Genomic DNA, 14,902 nt, shown 5'->3' on the forward strand with positions numbered 1-14,902 from the left:
CGGAGTGCGCAGTGTCAGCTTTCGATTTTGTGCAGCTTTTTCTCGTCCAGCATCAAGGCAAGTAGGATTCCGATCGAAACGGAAACCGTCGAAAAGATGAACGCCGAGCTCATGCCACTGTCAAAGGCGGCTGCAAGTGCATTCTGAACTTTTTCGATCTCACCTTGGTCAAGTTTTTGCATGACAGCCTTGGCTGAGTCGGTGTTGAGAGTTCCTCCATTGATCGCCCTCTGATCAGCCTCTGACAGGTTGACGCCCAAAGAAGCCAGACGATCGCGTAGGCTGGATAGGGACACCATGTACATGATCGCCGTTGCACAAGCGACGGATACCGCCCCATAGACGAGATGGGTCATAAAGCTCAGCCCGCCCACCAGCCCGGCGCGTTCAGGTTTCACCGCACAGACCGCCGCCGTACCTGACGGACCAACCGTCAGCGTTGCGCCCAGCCCGATCATTGCCATTCCCGGCAAGATCCGGAAATAGCCCAACCCGCTGGGCAGCAAAACAATGCTCGCCGAACCGATCGTGGCAATCAGATAGCCCCAAAACAACAGACGCTTGGGACCAAAATCGTTGTAAAGCGTCCCGGACAAGACCGAGCCCACTGCAAGCAGAACTGTCAAAGGAGCCAATCCCAGCGCAGACTCAAATGCAGACCAACCCAACACCTTTTGCATGTATTGCGGGAAATACATCAAAGCGACGAAGGCGGCGGACACGTTGAACATGTTAAGGCCGAGGGTGATGCGAAACTCCCGGTTTTGCATCATTTGTGGCAAGAGCAGCGGTTCTTTCACCCGTTTTTCAACTTTTGGGAAGAGCAGGAACAGAAATGCGCTCACAAAAAACACCAGCAATAGAGGTGCTGAAGTCCACCCCCAATCAGCGCCGACATCCAGTCCGTAAAGCAACAAGAGCACCGCAAACGACAAAAGGCCCATTCCGGCAAAATCGATATGCTCACCAGTCTTGTGCTCGGTTTCGCGTTCCATCAGTATTAGCGCCGTAGCCATCGAGATGCAGGAAAACACGACGTTGGCCAGGAAGAAATAACGCCACTCTCCGATGTTCACTACAAACCCACTGATCATTGGACCAAAGACGTTGCCGCTGGTGACGCCTGCCAGGATCAAACCCATCACTAGCGCCCGATGTTCGGGTTTGGACACTTTGGTTGCACCAAAAGCCAAGGTGCAGGGCCAGACGCAACCGGCGCCGATACCTTGCAACGCGCGCGCGCCAATCAGATAGTCCAGACTGGGCGCGAAAAAGCACATGACCGACGAAAACAGAAAGATCGTCAGACCGATGATCATTATCCTGCGATGCCCGTACATATCGCCAAGACGGCCTCCGGCGACCATGGTCATGGCAAAAAACAGCGCGTAGATATTCAGGACCCATTGGGTGCTGGTGATATCTGTGTCGAAACTGTTTTCAATGGCTGGAATCAGCATCAGGGCACCGGTAAAATCGATTCCGATACCAAAAGCCGTCACCATCAGAGCGATGACTTTAATAATGCTGCTGCGATCCATAGAGGCACCCAAATTGCTTCGAATGCCTCATTGATGCATGAAAATGCGCTAGATGACAGAAAAACCTAAACTTTCAGGTCAATTGGCGTCGTGGCAAATCCGCCTGAACGCCCGCTTCAACATGTCAAGCTCGGCGCGCAGCAACTCAACTTCTGCCCGTAGATCATCCGCGGCGGGTGATCCGGCAATTATTGTGAAGTCAGCCAGTTTTTGCGTGGTATCAATGTCCACAATGACAAAGCTATGCACCCCTTCGGACAGGGCGGTCACGGGTACGGGTACGTTCAGGTTCCAGCCGCCTTCGGCGGGGGACATTTCGACCCCACTTAGCGCAGCGCCTAAGTAACGAACCTCGATGCCTGGTTCGCTTTCGGCCTGAATGTGTCCTTGCCATATCCCGTTTTCGAACTTGATGAGTGTCAATGTTGGCTGCGTCATGTTTGGGCGTCTCACAAATCGGCGCGATGATGGCGACAGAAGGTCAGGTCGCGCAGAACGATCCGGTTCATACGCGGGTTTTTAAAGATCAGGTCCATCCAGATTTTCTCGATCCGCCGTTCGTTCAAAGGCAGATGTCCCAGATCAAAGTCAATTGCGATGGACCGGCCGGACAGGTCCAGCTGCCTCAGTACCTGCTCAGAATTCGGCCCATGTTGGATATTGAGACGGGCGAAGACTTCGATGGCCTTTTCGCTGTCGATCAAGGAATCGACGCGCATCAGGTGATGACGGGTCAGGTCTTGGGCGGCGTCGGTCGGCAACTCGATTGACAGAGACAGGAACGAGCCTTCAAAGCTGAAGACCTCGAGTGCCAGGCTGAAAGGTGCGAGATCGCTTTCATGCCTGTTTCTGATCTGTCGTGCGGAAATCTCTGAATGACGACAATCGTGAAACAGCGTGACCTGCGGATCAATCATCGATTTTCGCGGCGCTGATGCAACCCCGGGGCGGGCCAAGGGGCCGCGCCAAAGATCGGGTCGCCAGCTCCAGTCTGTTCCGATAGGCTTGGGAAACCGCTCGGACCCGATCTGCGGTCTGGCCAGCCGTCCATCTGCAATATGGATTATCCGGTCCAGATGCGTGCGTAGACTGCGCGCCTGATCGCGTTGATGGCGCAGAAGTGATTGCGGTGCATCCGACGATTTTTGCGCAGCCTTGCGCCAGCGCCCCAAAACCTTGCGATGAATATAGAGATCCAGAATCCTGCCCATGGCCCCAACGTCCAAAGTTGTACCTCTTTAGTCAAAGACTTGGTGAGGGACAAACCCGGAATACCACTATCAGCAATCAATATTCATGACTAATGAATCGCGGTCACATAAGTTGTGCCCCGCATCGCAAGAAAGGCGTTGTCCATTCTTGCAATAGGCAGGGCCAGTGCGTACCGTCTGTCACCTGACTAAAGTGGGTCACCCCCGGTACCGCCGCGTAGCAATTTCAATCAAGACAAGGTCAGGGTATGGAATCCACTCTGTTCGCGTTCATCTGGAAACATTCAAAGAAACAACAGCTTGTCCTGCTGTTTCTGACGATTTTGTCGTTCCCGTTTCTGTATGCCTCGCTGGAATTGCCAAAGCAGATCATCAACGATGCAATCGGTGCGCCCGGTGATACCGTGGCGATCTGGGGCTTTACGGTGACCCAGGTGCAGTACCTGTTGATACTCTGCGTTGCGTTTTTGGCGACGGTGATCGTCAGCGGCTTAATGAAGATGCGCATCAACACGATGAAAGGTGTTTTGGCCGAGCGCATGCTACGCCGCCTGCGATTCACACTGATCCACCGTGCAATGCGCTTTCCAAGATCCTATTTCGCGACTACCAGTCAGGGTGAGTTGGTATCAATGATCACGTCCGAGGCCGAACCGATGGGCGGTCTGATGGGCGATGCCATTGCTCAACCGGTGTTCCAGTTCGGGCAGATGATGACCATCGTCACATTTCTGTTCATGCAAAGTGTTTGGTTCGGTCTTGCCAGTATCGCCCTCATCCCTTTGCAGGCCTGGTTGATCCCGAAACTACAGCGCCAGATCAACCTGTTGAACAAGGATCGTATACAAGAGGTCCGGCATCTGAGTTCTGAGATCGGCGAAAGCGCGGCGGGGATCAGCGACCTGCGCACCAATGGCGGCTGGCGCTATCGTCTGGCGCAGTTCAGCCATCGCCTTGGAACCTTGTTCGAGATCCGGTTCAAAATCTACAACAAGAAATTCTTCATGAAGTTTCTTAACAACCTGATCACTCAGATGACACCGTTCCTGTTCTATTCGGTCGGCGGCTATCTGGCGATCACGGGTGAGGTAACCGTCGGGGCTCTGGTTGCTGCATTGGGCGCATATAAAGACCTGAGCGGCCCGTGGAAGGATTTATTGACTTATTACAACCAGGTACAGGATATGTCGCTGCGCTGGGAAATCGTCACCGAACGCTTTGACCCGGAAAACATGGTTCCCGAGGAGCTTTTTGATGGCGAGCCTGAAACAATCCCACATCTGAATGGTGACATCGAACTCAGGAACGTGACGGTGCGTGACAGTGATGGCAAAACAATATTGGAAGATCTGGACTTGGTCATTCCCAAGGGCGCGCGGGTGGCGATCCAGTCGACGCACGCCTCGGAACGCAACGCTTTAGGTCAATTGCTGACGCGAGAGGTTCTGCCGGTTCAGGGAGAGGTGATCATGGCCGGTCATAATTTGCGGGGGTTACATCAATCGGTGATCGCCGCGCGGATCGGGTACGCCTATTCACGGCCCTATCTGTTCGACGGGACATTGGGTGACAATCTGATGATGCCGCTGCGCACCCATCCTCAGCATGAAGCGGACGCGGCAAAGGCCCCCACGCGTAGGCAGATTGAGGCAGTACGGGCCGGCAACCCGCCGGATTCGTTGTCAGATGAATGGATTGATCCCGGATTGGCCGGGTTGGACGATATCGATGGGATTCGGGACTGGTGGTTCCAGCTGGTCGAAGCGATGGGCATTGATGAATTCATGTTCCGTCGCACGTTGCGGTCCCAGTTCGACCCCGAGTTGCATCCCATTCTTGCGCGTGAAATCATCGCCCTGCGCGAGATTGTGGCGGAACGATTGCGTGAAAAAGAACTGGATCGATATGTTTATCGCTTTGATCCGGAGCGCTTTAACCCAGCCGTGCCGTTGGGTGGCAATCTTCTGTTTGCGTCGCCGTCGCGAGATATCTCACCGGATATTCTGGCGGGAGATGGTCGGTTTCTTTCGATGCTCAGCGCGCATGATCTGGCCGACGAAGCCATGAGCATCTCAAACGCCGTGCTCGAGACACTGAACCAGACATTTGGTCGGGACGGCACCGACCATCCTTTGTTTTTGCGTCTCGGCATGTCGAAGGACATGTATCACCGATTGCTGGACATCGAAGAGCGGCGCAAATCCAAAGGTCATGCGGACTTAACTGACGAAGAGCGGGCTCTGCTGTTGACAGTGCCCTTCCTGCTGACGGCCGAGCAGATCGGCTCTGATTTTCCGGACGAGTACAAGGACAAGATCTTATCGATCCGAAAGGGGCAGGCCAAACGGTTGCGCGGCGCGATGAACGGTATGTTTATCCCGGTGTCCCCGGACATCTATATCCCCCGCCTGTCGGTGATAGAAAACGCGATCTACGGGCGGATTTCGTTGATGGCCGGGGCCCATGCGGATGATATCGAAGACGTTGTCGCCCAAGCCATGAATGAGGCTGGCTTGCGCCGTCGGGCCGCGGCAATCATCTATGACCTGCCGTCGGGCTTGGGCGGAAACAACCTGCCAACAGTGTTTCAGGAACGTGTTGCATTTTCGCGCGCCGGGATAAAACGCCCGGATATCCTGATCCTCGACAAGGCTTTGGCCAGCCACGATTCCGAAAGCCGGTTGCGCACGCGACTGAAACTGCGAGAGTTGTTGCCCGACTCGATCATGATCTTCATGGAAGATCATTTTGCGCACCCCGAAGCCTATGATTTGTTTGTCGAAATCAAAGACGGTCGCATCGATGGCGTGTCGAGAACCAAGCTTGTGCACGAAGAAGGCGCATCCGCCGATCTTAGTCGAAAGCTGGAGGTCATTTCCGCGACCGAGCTGTTCTCGGGTCTCGATGGTCGAAATCAACGTTTGTTGGCCTTCTCCGCGCAATGGTACGAAGCGGCTGCGGGACAGGTCATATTCTCGCGAGGCCAAGGGCCGGACGCCGCCTATTTGTGCATCTCCGGGCAGGCGAGATTGGACTGGTCCGACGATGATGGCCAAAAAAGACCAATTTCCATCATCGAGCCGGGACGGCTGATCGGGGACCTGTCCATCATTACCGGTGAAGCCCGACAGTTGGATCTGGTAGCCGTCAATCAGTGTTTGTTCTTGCGGATTGGCGCAGAAGAATTACGTGCAGTGATAGAAAGCGATGCTTCGGTCGCCATGCAGCTGCTGCAGACTGTGGCCGGATATCTGACCACATTGTCCGACAGGATCAACGCGGCCCAAACTCCATCGGATGTTTTCCCGGAAGTTTCACAAGCGATTGCGGCAGAAGGCAAGGGTGGACATGCTGAGTAACCCACCCTTGGCATACTCTGCCCATGAACATCTGGTAAAGGATGCGCGTTCTCGGCCCGAATTGTGGCGGCTGATTTTAGGCCTGGGGTTGATCGGTGTTTTGGTTACGGCGCTGAACCTGGGATTGTTCGCGGTGGTCGCGGGGATGGCCCCGCATGATTGGACCATAGAGTTTTTACAAGGTGCCTCGCCATTAGCCATGCTTATTCTGCTAGGCAGTTTCGGGTTTATCACCTTCGGCGTTGCCGTTGTAGCCAAACGGCTTCAGCACAGGTCTCTGCATTCGATATTAGGCCAGTATCAATTGGGTTTACGTCAGTTCTGGCGGGTTTTGGGCGCGTTGGCGGTTTTGGGCGTGATTGTGGCCGTACTTCCGCCGTATGGCGTCGGAGAGCCATTGGTTCGGAACTTGGATGTCTCCACATGGCTGGTTCTGTTGCCGTTTTCGGTGGTGGCTGTGCTGATTCAAACCAGTGCCGAAGAAGTTTTGTTTCGCGGCTATATCCAGCAATCCCTGGCCGCCAGATTTCGGTCACCGATCATCTGGATGGGACTGCCAGCTGTTTTGTTCGCCGCCGGTCACTATGCGCCCGCTGTGGCCGGAGACAACGCCATGCTGATTGCGGTGTGGTCTTGTATTTTTGGTCTTCTGGCCTCGGACCTGACAGCCAGATCTGGAACGCTTGGTCCAGCAATTGCACTGCATTTCTTCAACAACATCATCGCACTTGTGCTTATTTCATTGCCTGACAACCTGAGTGGTTTGTCACTGTTCCTGTTGCCCTATGATATGTCGGACACAGGAATGCTGCGACAGTGGCTCTACGTGGATTTCGTGATGATGTTTGTTTGCTGGCTGGCAGCGAGACTTGCCATCATGCGTTGATTGCAATTCCTGCCGTAGCGTCTTATTTGACGTCAACGCCGCATCAGCAAGGTTCCGACATGAACTGGATCACAAACTACGTCCGCCCCCGGATCAACTCGATCTTCTCGCGCCGCGAAGTGCCCGAAAATCTTTGGCAAAAGTGCGATGAATGCGGAACAATGCTGTTTCATCGCGAGTTGGCAGATAATCAGAATGTCTGCACACAGTGCGATCATCACATGGCAATCACGCCGCGCGACCGGTTCAGCCATCTGTTTGACGGCGGTATTTTTACCGATGTCGAGGTTCCCGCGCCCAAAGACGACCCGCTACAGTTCCGCGATCAGAAGAAATATCCTGATCGTATGAAAGCGGCCCAGAAGAAAACTGGCGAGAAAGAGGCGATGCTGGTCGCCAAGGGTGAGATCGGGCGCACGCCAATCGTGGCCGCCGCGCAGGATTTTTCCTTTATGGGCGGCTCAATGGGCATGTATGTCGGAAACGCCATCATTGCCGCTGCGCAAGAGGCGGTGAAACTGCGTCGCCCGTTGATCCTGTTTTCTGCGGCGGGTGGTGCACGTATGCAGGAAGGTATCCTCAGCCTGATGCAGATGCCGCGTACAACCGTCGCGGTTGAGATGCTGAAAGAGGCAAACCTGCCTTACATCGTTGTGCTGACTCATCCGACCACGGGCGGCGTCACAGCCTCTTACGCAATGTTGGGGGATGTTCATATCTCGGAACCAAACGCCTTGATCTGCTTTGCCGGACCGCGCGTGATCGAGCAGACCATTCGGGAAAAGCTTCCCGAAGGGTTCCAGCGGGCTGAGTATCTGTTGGATCATGGGATGCTGGACCGGGTAACCAAACGGACCGAGATGCGGGACGAGCTGATCACCATCATCCGCATGTTGATGGACCTTCCGCCTGCGGTCAAAGGTGATCTTCCAGCGCCGGAACCCGCAGAACCGGCTGAGGAAACCCCGGCCGAGGACGCAGACAAGGAATGACGGCGCCCAAGTCCGACCTGATCCTTGACCGGATGATGGCGCTGCACCCAAAGATCATCGACCTGACTCTGGATCGAGTATGGCGCCTGCTGGCTGCGCTGGGTAATCCGCAAACCAAGCTACCTCCAGTGATCCACATCGCGGGAACCAATGGCAAAGGCTCGACGCAGGCAATGATCCGGGCTGGTCTGGAAGGCGCTGGACTGAGCGCCCATGCTTATACCTCGCCACATCTCGCCCGCTTTCACGAGCGCATTCGTTTGGCCGGAGATCTGATTTCCGAAGACGACCTGACCGCGGTTCTGGACGAATGCTATGCGGCCAATGGTGGTGAAAACATTACCTACTTTGAGATCACGACCTGTGCTGCTTTGCTGGCCTTTGCCCGATCACAAGCTGACTACACGCTGCTTGAAGTCGGGCTTGGTGGTCGTCTCGACGCGACCAATGTCATCGAACGGCCCGCAGTGACAGTCATCACACCGGTTTCGATCGATCATGAGCAATTCCTTGGTGATACCTTGGGCAAAATCGCGGCAGAAAAGGCCGGCATCATCAAGCCGGGCGTGCCTTGCATCGTCGGCCCGCAACAGGACGAAGCGCTGGAAGTGATTGAATACACGGCGGCCCGACTTGGCGCTCAGCTGTTCGTTCATGGTCAGCATTGGCACGTGCACGAAGAAAACGGGCGTTTGGTTTATCAGGATGAGACTGGTTTGCGGGATGTGCCCCTGCCCAACTTATTGGGCGCTCATCAGATTCAAAACGCAGGTGCGGCGCTGGCTGTGTTGCGGCATCTGAAAATGGGCGATGCTGCCTACGAAGCGGCTGTAACCAAGGCCGAATGGCCCGCCCGCATGCAGCGCCTAAAAGCCGGGCCGCTGGTGGAATTGGCTCCAGAGGCTGAGCTGTGGCTAGATGGTGGTCACAACGCCGCCGCTGGGATCGCTGTGGCGGATGTGCTGGCCAAACTGCCCGAACGCCCAACCCATATGATTTGCGGGATGCTCAACACCAAGGATGTGACCGGTTATCTCGCCCCGTTGGCCGAACAGGCCCAAAGCCTGACCGCCGTTTCAATTCCGGGCGAGACGAATACCCTAAGTGCCGATGGTACGGCGGCGGCGGCCGCCAAGGTCAACCTTCCAGCGTCCACTGCGGACAGCGTGGCTGACGCGCTGAAAGCAATTGTCACGCGGGATTCGCAGGCGCGCGTATTGATTTGTGGGTCGCTCTATCTTGCCGGCAATGTCTTGCGTGAAAACGGCTAAACTTCATCTTGCGACAAATATCTGCGGGCCCACCTATGGCGGCGAGGGCAGAGTCCCTATTTTCCCCAGCCCTGATCCTGCATTTCCCGCAAGCGCGAGGCGGTTCTTTCAAATTCAAACGTTCCTTCGCCTTCGACATAGAGCATTTCTGGCTCGGCGGCGGCGGAACAGATCAGGCGAACTTTCCCTTCGTAAAGCGCATCAATCAGTGTGACGAACCGTTTGGCCTCGTTAAAATTGTTGCGGGACAGTCGTGGGATATCCTCGAGGACCAGAACCTTCACCTCTTCAGCGATGGCGAGGTAATCGGCTGGCCCCAGCATACGTCCGCACAGATCATAGAACGAGGCGCGTGCCACTCCGTTGCGGAATTGGGGCAATTCAACGGCACGCCCCTTGACCTGCAGCACCAGCGGATCAGCTGGACCACCCGCAAGATCCGTCCACACACTACGAATACTCTGACGCGCCTCTGGGCCGATCGGAGTAAAATAGACCGGTGCGCCTTCCAGCCGATTCTGTCGATAATCGGTGGGTGACACCAGTTCCCAAACCTGAAGTTGTTCCTTGATATGAGCAATGAATGGCAGGAACAGTTGTCGGTTCAGGCCGTCCTTGTACAAGCCGTCCGGATGGCGGTTGGACGTTGTGACTATCACCACGCCGCCCTTGTGCAACATATCGAACAAGCGCCCGACAATCATCGCATCAGTGATATCGGTGATTTGCATTTCATCAAAAGCCAGCAAACGCACGGATTTCAAGACATCCTGCGCCACGGGTCCCAAAGCGTCCTCGACCCCGTCCTGTCGCGCCTTGTGCATTCCGGCGTGGATTTCCTGCATAAACGCATGGAAATGAACGCGTCTTGCCGGAATGTCTGTCAAATTGTCGACGAACATATCCATCAACATGGATTTTCCACGCCCAACACCGCCCCACAGATACAATCCTTCGGGTGCAGGCGGAGCCTTGCGAAAGAGACTGCGTTTGACCGGTTCGGCCAATGCTTTTCGAATGCGCTCGAAATGCGGCAGAACGGCCTCCTGCGCATCATCTCGGGTCAATGATCCGTCGGCGATGCGGGCCTCATAAAGCGAAATCAGATCCGTCATAGGTCTGAGCCTTAGCGTTGGACTTGCCACTTGAAAAGCAGCCAAATCTCCCAAGGCATCAAATTTGCTTATCCGTGACCGCAAATCTGCTGATTTGACGCCTTCACCAAAACCAGTAACTTCCATCATACGAATGCCCCGAGGGTCAAATGCCGCAATCCGTTCGCCTGATGAATCCAATCCTGATTGTCGCCTGCATCATCATCACGGTGAACTTTGCTGTGCGTGGCTCATTCGGCGTGTTCCAGATCCCGATAGCGGAGGAATTCGGCTGGCTGCGTACCGATTTCTCGATGGCCATCGCGATTCAGAACCTGGCTTGGGGGATTGGACAGCCGATCTTTGCGGCAATCGCTGAAAAGGTGGGCGATCGCCGCGCGATCGTTCTGGGCGCGTTGGTCTATGCCGCAGGGATGGTGCTTTCGGCGTGGTCCGTTACGCCGTTTGAACACCAGATGTACGCCTGGCTTGTCGGATTTGGTATCGCCGGGACCGGGTTTGGCGTGGTTCTGGCCGTGGTGGGCCGGGCATCGTCTGACGAAAACCGGTCCATGTCGCTTGCCATTGTCACCGCAGCCGGCAGCTTTGGTCAGGTTCTCGGTGCTCCGATTGCGGAATGGTTGCTGACATTCCTGCCTTGGCAACAAGTCTTCATTGTCTTTGCAATTGCGGTTTTGGCACTCGTCCTGACACTGCCGTTCATGCGTGCACCGCAGCCTGTCAGCAAGGCCGAGCTGGAAGAAAGCATGGCCCAGATTTTGGGCAAAGCAATTCGCGACCCGTCCTATGCGTTGATCTTCGTGGGGTTTTTCAGTTGCGGGTATCAGCTAGGCTTTATCACCGCGCATTTTCCTGCCTTCGTGACCGAGATGTGTGGTCCGATCCAACCGGGGGGCGTTCTGCATTCGATCGGTATCACCTCGACATCCGCGTTGGGTGCCGTCTCGATCTCATTGATTGGATTGGCCAATATTGGCGGCACTTTACTGGCAGGTTGGGCAGGAAATCATTTCCCAAAGAAGTACCTGCTGGCGGCCGTCTACACCGGGCGCACAATTGCGGCGGCGTTGTTCATCGTGTTTCCGATTACACCACTTTCGGTGATTGCTTTCTCGCTGGTCATGGGGTCGCTTTGGTTGGCAACCGTTCCTCTGACATCTGGTCTGGTCGCGCATCTCTACGGTCTGCGTTACATGGGAACACTTTACGGCATTATCTTCTTCAGCCATCAGGTTGGCAGTTTTTTGGGCGTCTGGTTGGGTGGCCGCATGTATGACCAATATGGCGACTACACCACGGTGTGGTGGATCGGTGTTGCCATCGGTGCGTTCAGTGCGATCGTTCACCTGCCAATCCGCGAGAACCGCGGCGCAACGGTGGCGGCATAAACCGTCAGCGTTGGTTAACCCGCCCGGTCGGGAAACAGCGCGGACAGTCCCTTTGCCGAGGCGTCGCACACGCCGCGTTCGGTGATTAGGCCTGTAACAAGCCGGTTCGGGGTGACATCAAAGGCAGGATTGCCGCCCTCGGTCCTGTCCGGCGCAACGCGCACATCTTCGACAGTTCCCTGATCGTCAACGCCCATCACATGAGTCACCTCGCGCTGATCGCGTTCCTCGATCGGGATTTCGGCCACGCCGTCCCGTACGGTCCAGTCGATTGTTGGCGATGGTAGGGCGACGTAAAACGGTACCCCGTTGTCGTGGGCCGCAAGTGCTTTCAGATATGTGCCGATTTTGTTGCACACATCCCCTTGCGCTGTGGTTCTGTCGGTGCCGGTGATTACCGCATCGACTTGCCCGTGCTGCATCAGATGCCCGCCCGCATTGTCCACGATATATCGATGCGGAATGCCGTGCTCGCCCAGTTCCCATGAGGTCAGCGCCCCCTGATTGCGGGGCCGAGTTTCATCGACCCAGATGTGGACCGGAATACCTGCCTCATGCGCGTGATACATAGGGCTAGTTGCTGTACCCCAGTCCACCGTTGCGAGCCAGCCCGCGTTGCAGTGGGTCAGCAGGCGGACTGGTTCGCCCTTGGGTTTGCGCGCTGCAATCTCCTTGATCAGCTCTAAACCGTGCCGGCCAATCGATGCATTGATCTCGACATCTTCATCAGCGATGTGCTGTGCTAGGGTCCAGGCCTGATCGACACGGTCACTGACGGCCAGAGGCATCAGTGCCGCGCGGCACCTGTCCAGCGCCCATCGGAGGTTGATGGCTGTGGGTCGCGTGGCGTGCAGGACGTCGTAAGCGGCTTCAAACGCGGCGTCCGAGCTGTCTCGCGACATTTGTTCGGCGATTCCGAAGGCAGCGGTCGCACCGATCAACGGCGCGCCCCTGACCCACATGTCGCGGATTGCCGTCGCGAATTCGTCGAGGGATTTCAGGGTCACAATTCGAAACTGATGCGGTAGCCATCGCTGGTCGATAATCCGAACCTCACCAGCCGTTTTGTCCCACCAGATCGACCGATAGTGATCGTTTTTCACCTTCATAGTCTACGCTCCGTGCTCAAACCCGCTGTGTTGTCCCGGGCGAGTGTTGAGGTTGCCGCAATCAGACGCAAGCGAAAGCCGCCAGAAATTCCGGTATTTGACGATTTTTGCAGGGTTGCTACTGGCGCTGCGAGGCTCGCAATTCCCTTTCCAATGCGTCTAGAAAGCGGGACCGGTCAGCCTTGCCAAAGGGTTTGCCGCCGCCGCCAGCACCCAGCGGATTGGCTGCGCGCAGGTCGGCCATAAGATCCCGCATCGCCAGCTGCTGGCCAATATTGGCCTGTGTGAACGCCTCACCATTCGGGCGTAGGACTCGCGCACCGGATTCAACACATTTCGCCGCCAGAGGGATGTCTGATGTGACCACTACATCACCTGTGCCGCAGCGGTCCGCGATCCATTTATCTGCCTCATCTGCACCTTCCGCGACAATTACGACTTGTACCAAAGGATTGGCCGAAGGCCGCAGCCCACCGTTTGAGACCAGCGCAATTGGCACTTTGTGCCTTGTGGCCACCCGCTCGGCCTCGGCCTTTACGGGACAGGCATCTCCGTCGATGTAGAGCGTGGTCACGCTTTCTTGGCCTCTTTCTTGGTGGGTTCGTCGGCTTTCTTGCGCACCTTGAATTCTTCGGGGATCGGCATGCGATTGAACGCGTCTAGGCCGGCGATCTTATAGGCTTCTGCCAGGGTCGGATAGTTGAACGTGTTCTGCACGAAGTAATCCACAGTGCCTTTCAGGTTCAACACCGCCTGCGCAATATGGATCAGCTCGGTCGCGCCCTCACCCACGATCTGCACACCCAGAACCCGTCGGGTTTTCAACGAGAACAGCATTTTCAACATGCCATGTTCCAACCCCATGATATGCCCGCGCGAGGTTTCGCGAAATCGTGCCACGCCGACTTCGTAGGGGATGCCACGTTCCTGCAGTTCTTCTTCGGACATACCGCAGGTGGAAATTTCAGGCACCGAATAAATCCCATAGGGGTACCATGGGCTTTCCGGCAATGTCGGGGTGTCCAGCGCATGGCAAGCTGCCACACGACCTTGCTGCAATGATGTTGACGCAAGCGACGGGTGCCCGATCACATCACCGGTTGCATAGATATGCGGCACCGTTGTCTGATAGGTTTTGCGGTCCACACTGATGCGGTTGCGGTGATCGGTTTCCAGCCCAACGGAATCCAGATTGAGAGCTGACGTAGCCCCCATGCGCCCGGCTGCAAACAGCAGCATTTCGCCCCGAACGTGCCGTCCATTGTCCAATGTGACTTCAACATGGCTGCCAGCGTCTTCAATCTTTTCGACGGCCGATCCCAATCGCAGATCTACGCCGTTTTCGCGGATTTGGTGGGTGAAATCATGGATCAACCGGCTATCGATAAAATCGAGGAAGGTATCACGTGGTTCGATCAACGTGACCCGCACATCCAAGGCAGAGAACATGGTAGCATATTCAACGCCGATCACCCCGGCTCCGATCACCACGAGAGAGCGGGGGATTTCAGCCATTTCCAGAAAAGTGTCGCCGTCAACAATGGTCTTGCCGTTGAAGGGCACGTAATCCGGCCGATAGGTCTTTGTACCGGTCGCGATCAGAAACTTGGCCGCTGTCAGACGCGTTGATTCACCGGCGTCTGTTGCCACCTCGACCTCGTGCTGTCCAATGAATTTAGCAAAGCCATTCAGGGTTTCGACATGGTTTCGATTGAATTGATGTTCTAACACGTCGACCTCGTGGTCGAGTGTCATATGCAGCCTGGCCTTCAGATCTTCGGCGCGGATTTGATCTTTGACCCGGTAAGAACGGCCATAAAAACTGCGCTCGCGCCAACCCGACAGGTTCAGGACAGTTTCGCGAAGTGTTTTGGACGGGATCGTGCCCGTGTGGACGGAAACGCCCCCCAACCGATCCTGACGATCAATGACCAGAACACGCCGTTGCAGCTTGCCGGCCTGAATTGCCGCGGCTCGCCCCGAAGGGCCGGAGCCGATGATGATCAGGTCATAGTCATACTCGCTCATCT

At 55.8% G+C, this 14,902-nt stretch carries 12 protein-coding genes; 5 read left to right on the plus strand and 7 right to left on the minus strand.

Going from position 1 to position 14,902, the window contains the following annotated elements:
• Positions 1 to 14: 14 nt before the first annotated feature.
• The 3 genes from ACR0BU_RS12530 to ACR0BU_RS12540 form a co-directional block, all read right to left on the minus strand.
• The gene (locus ACR0BU_RS12530; protein WP_480737638.1) at positions 15 to 1,541 is read right to left on the minus strand and encodes an MFS transporter; all 1,527 of its coding nucleotides are present in this window, start codon (positions 1,539 to 1,541) and stop codon (positions 15 to 17) included.
• Between the two features lie 78 nt (positions 1,542 to 1,619).
• A complete protein-coding gene (locus tag ACR0BU_RS12535) occupies positions 1,620 to 1,979 on the minus strand; it encodes a hypothetical protein (RefSeq protein WP_298935124.1) in 360 nt (119 codons plus the stop codon).
• Positions 1,980 to 1,990: 11 nt separating this feature from the next.
• Positions 1,991 to 2,752, minus strand: a complete 762-nt coding sequence (locus tag ACR0BU_RS12540; protein WP_480737639.1) for a DUF6478 family protein — start codon at positions 2,750 to 2,752, stop codon at positions 1,991 to 1,993.
• A gap of 248 nt (positions 2,753 to 3,000) precedes the next feature.
• On the opposite strand from ACR0BU_RS12540, the gene ACR0BU_RS12545 reads away from it, so the two are divergent.
• Genes ACR0BU_RS12545 through ACR0BU_RS12560 form a run of 4 tightly spaced genes read left to right on the plus strand, consistent with a single transcriptional unit; the run spans position 3,001 to position 9,260 of the window.
• Positions 3,001 to 6,111 carry an ABC transporter transmembrane domain-containing protein gene (locus ACR0BU_RS12545; RefSeq protein ID WP_480737641.1) on the plus strand — a complete coding sequence of 1,037 codons (3,111 nt, stop codon included), beginning with the start codon at positions 3,001 to 3,003 and terminating at the stop codon, positions 6,109 to 6,111.
• Entirely contained in the window at positions 6,101 to 6,997 is an 897-nt protein-coding gene (locus ACR0BU_RS12550) for a CPBP family intramembrane glutamic endopeptidase (protein WP_480737785.1), read from the plus strand. Before ACR0BU_RS12545 ends, ACR0BU_RS12550 begins: the two co-directional genes overlap by 11 nt.
• A gap of 59 nt (positions 6,998 to 7,056) precedes the next feature.
• Positions 7,057 to 7,989, plus strand: a complete 933-nt coding sequence (gene accD / locus ACR0BU_RS12555; protein WP_480737642.1) for an acetyl-CoA carboxylase, carboxyltransferase subunit beta — start codon at positions 7,057 to 7,059, stop codon at positions 7,987 to 7,989.
• Complete coding sequence (locus ACR0BU_RS12560; protein WP_480737644.1) at positions 7,986 to 9,260, plus strand: bifunctional folylpolyglutamate synthase/dihydrofolate synthase; 1,275 nt, start codon at positions 7,986 to 7,988, stop codon at positions 9,258 to 9,260. The genes accD and ACR0BU_RS12560 overlap by 4 nt, the downstream gene beginning before the upstream one ends.
• A 56-nt stretch (positions 9,261 to 9,316) precedes the next feature.
• Here the strand turns inward: ACR0BU_RS12560 and zapE are convergent, their stop codons facing one another.
• Entirely contained in the window at positions 9,317 to 10,375 is a 1,059-nt protein-coding gene (gene zapE, locus ACR0BU_RS12565; protein ID WP_480737646.1) for a cell division protein ZapE, read from the minus strand.
• A gap of 149 nt (positions 10,376 to 10,524) precedes the next feature.
• On the opposite strand from zapE, the gene ACR0BU_RS12570 reads away from it, so the two are divergent.
• Complete coding sequence (locus ACR0BU_RS12570; protein ID WP_480737647.1) at positions 10,525 to 11,763, plus strand: MFS transporter; 1,239 nt, start codon at positions 10,525 to 10,527, stop codon at positions 11,761 to 11,763.
• A gap of 14 nt (positions 11,764 to 11,777) precedes the next feature.
• Here ACR0BU_RS12570 and mtnA read toward each other — a convergent pair whose 3' ends face one another.
• From mtnA to sthA, 3 genes are all read right to left on the minus strand, one after another.
• Positions 11,778 to 12,872 carry an S-methyl-5-thioribose-1-phosphate isomerase gene (mtnA, locus tag ACR0BU_RS12575; protein WP_480737649.1) on the minus strand — a complete coding sequence of 365 codons (1,095 nt, stop codon included), beginning with the start codon at positions 12,870 to 12,872 and terminating at the stop codon, positions 11,778 to 11,780.
• A 118-nt stretch (positions 12,873 to 12,990) separates the two neighbouring features.
• Positions 12,991 to 13,446, minus strand: a complete 456-nt coding sequence (locus ACR0BU_RS12580) for a YaiI/YqxD family protein (RefSeq protein ID WP_299080375.1) — start codon at positions 13,444 to 13,446, stop codon at positions 12,991 to 12,993.
• A complete protein-coding gene (gene sthA / locus ACR0BU_RS12585) occupies positions 13,443 to 14,900 on the minus strand; it encodes a Si-specific NAD(P)(+) transhydrogenase (protein ID WP_300069963.1) in 1,458 nt (485 codons plus the stop codon). The genes ACR0BU_RS12580 and sthA overlap by 4 nt, the downstream gene beginning before the upstream one ends.
• Between the last annotated feature and the right edge of the window lie 2 nt (positions 14,901 to 14,902).

Source organism: Ruegeria sp. CK2 (genome assembly GCF_056536585.1).

What these genes read in the sequence shown, in the direction of transcription:
- zapE (WP_480737646.1), bottom strand. Translation starts at nt 10,375, where the DNA reads ATGACGGATCTGATTTCGCTTTATGAGGCCCGCATCGCCGACGGATCA.
- ACR0BU_RS12550 (WP_480737785.1), top strand. Translation starts at nt 6,101, where the DNA reads ATGCTGAGTAACCCACCCTTGGCATACTCTGCCCATGAACATCTGGTA.
- sthA (WP_300069963.1), bottom strand. Translation starts at nt 14,900, where the DNA reads ATGAGCGAGTATGACTATGACCTGATCATCATCGGCTCCGGCCCTTCG.
- ACR0BU_RS12560 (WP_480737644.1), top strand. Translation starts at nt 7,986, where the DNA reads ATGACGGCGCCCAAGTCCGACCTGATCCTTGACCGGATGATGGCGCTG.
- ACR0BU_RS12545 (WP_480737641.1), top strand. Translation starts at nt 3,001, where the DNA reads ATGGAATCCACTCTGTTCGCGTTCATCTGGAAACATTCAAAGAAACAA.
- mtnA (WP_480737649.1), bottom strand. Translation starts at nt 12,872, where the DNA reads ATGAAGGTGAAAAACGATCACTATCGGTCGATCTGGTGGGACAAAACG.
- ACR0BU_RS12570 (WP_480737647.1), top strand. Translation starts at nt 10,525, where the DNA reads ATGCCGCAATCCGTTCGCCTGATGAATCCAATCCTGATTGTCGCCTGC.
- ACR0BU_RS12540 (WP_480737639.1), bottom strand. Translation starts at nt 2,752, where the DNA reads ATGGGCAGGATTCTGGATCTCTATATTCATCGCAAGGTTTTGGGGCGC.
- ACR0BU_RS12535 (WP_298935124.1), bottom strand. Translation starts at nt 1,979, where the DNA reads ATGACGCAGCCAACATTGACACTCATCAAGTTCGAAAACGGGATATGG.
- accD (WP_480737642.1), top strand. Translation starts at nt 7,057, where the DNA reads ATGAACTGGATCACAAACTACGTCCGCCCCCGGATCAACTCGATCTTC.
- ACR0BU_RS12530 (WP_480737638.1), bottom strand. Translation starts at nt 1,541, where the DNA reads ATGGATCGCAGCAGCATTATTAAAGTCATCGCTCTGATGGTGACGGCT.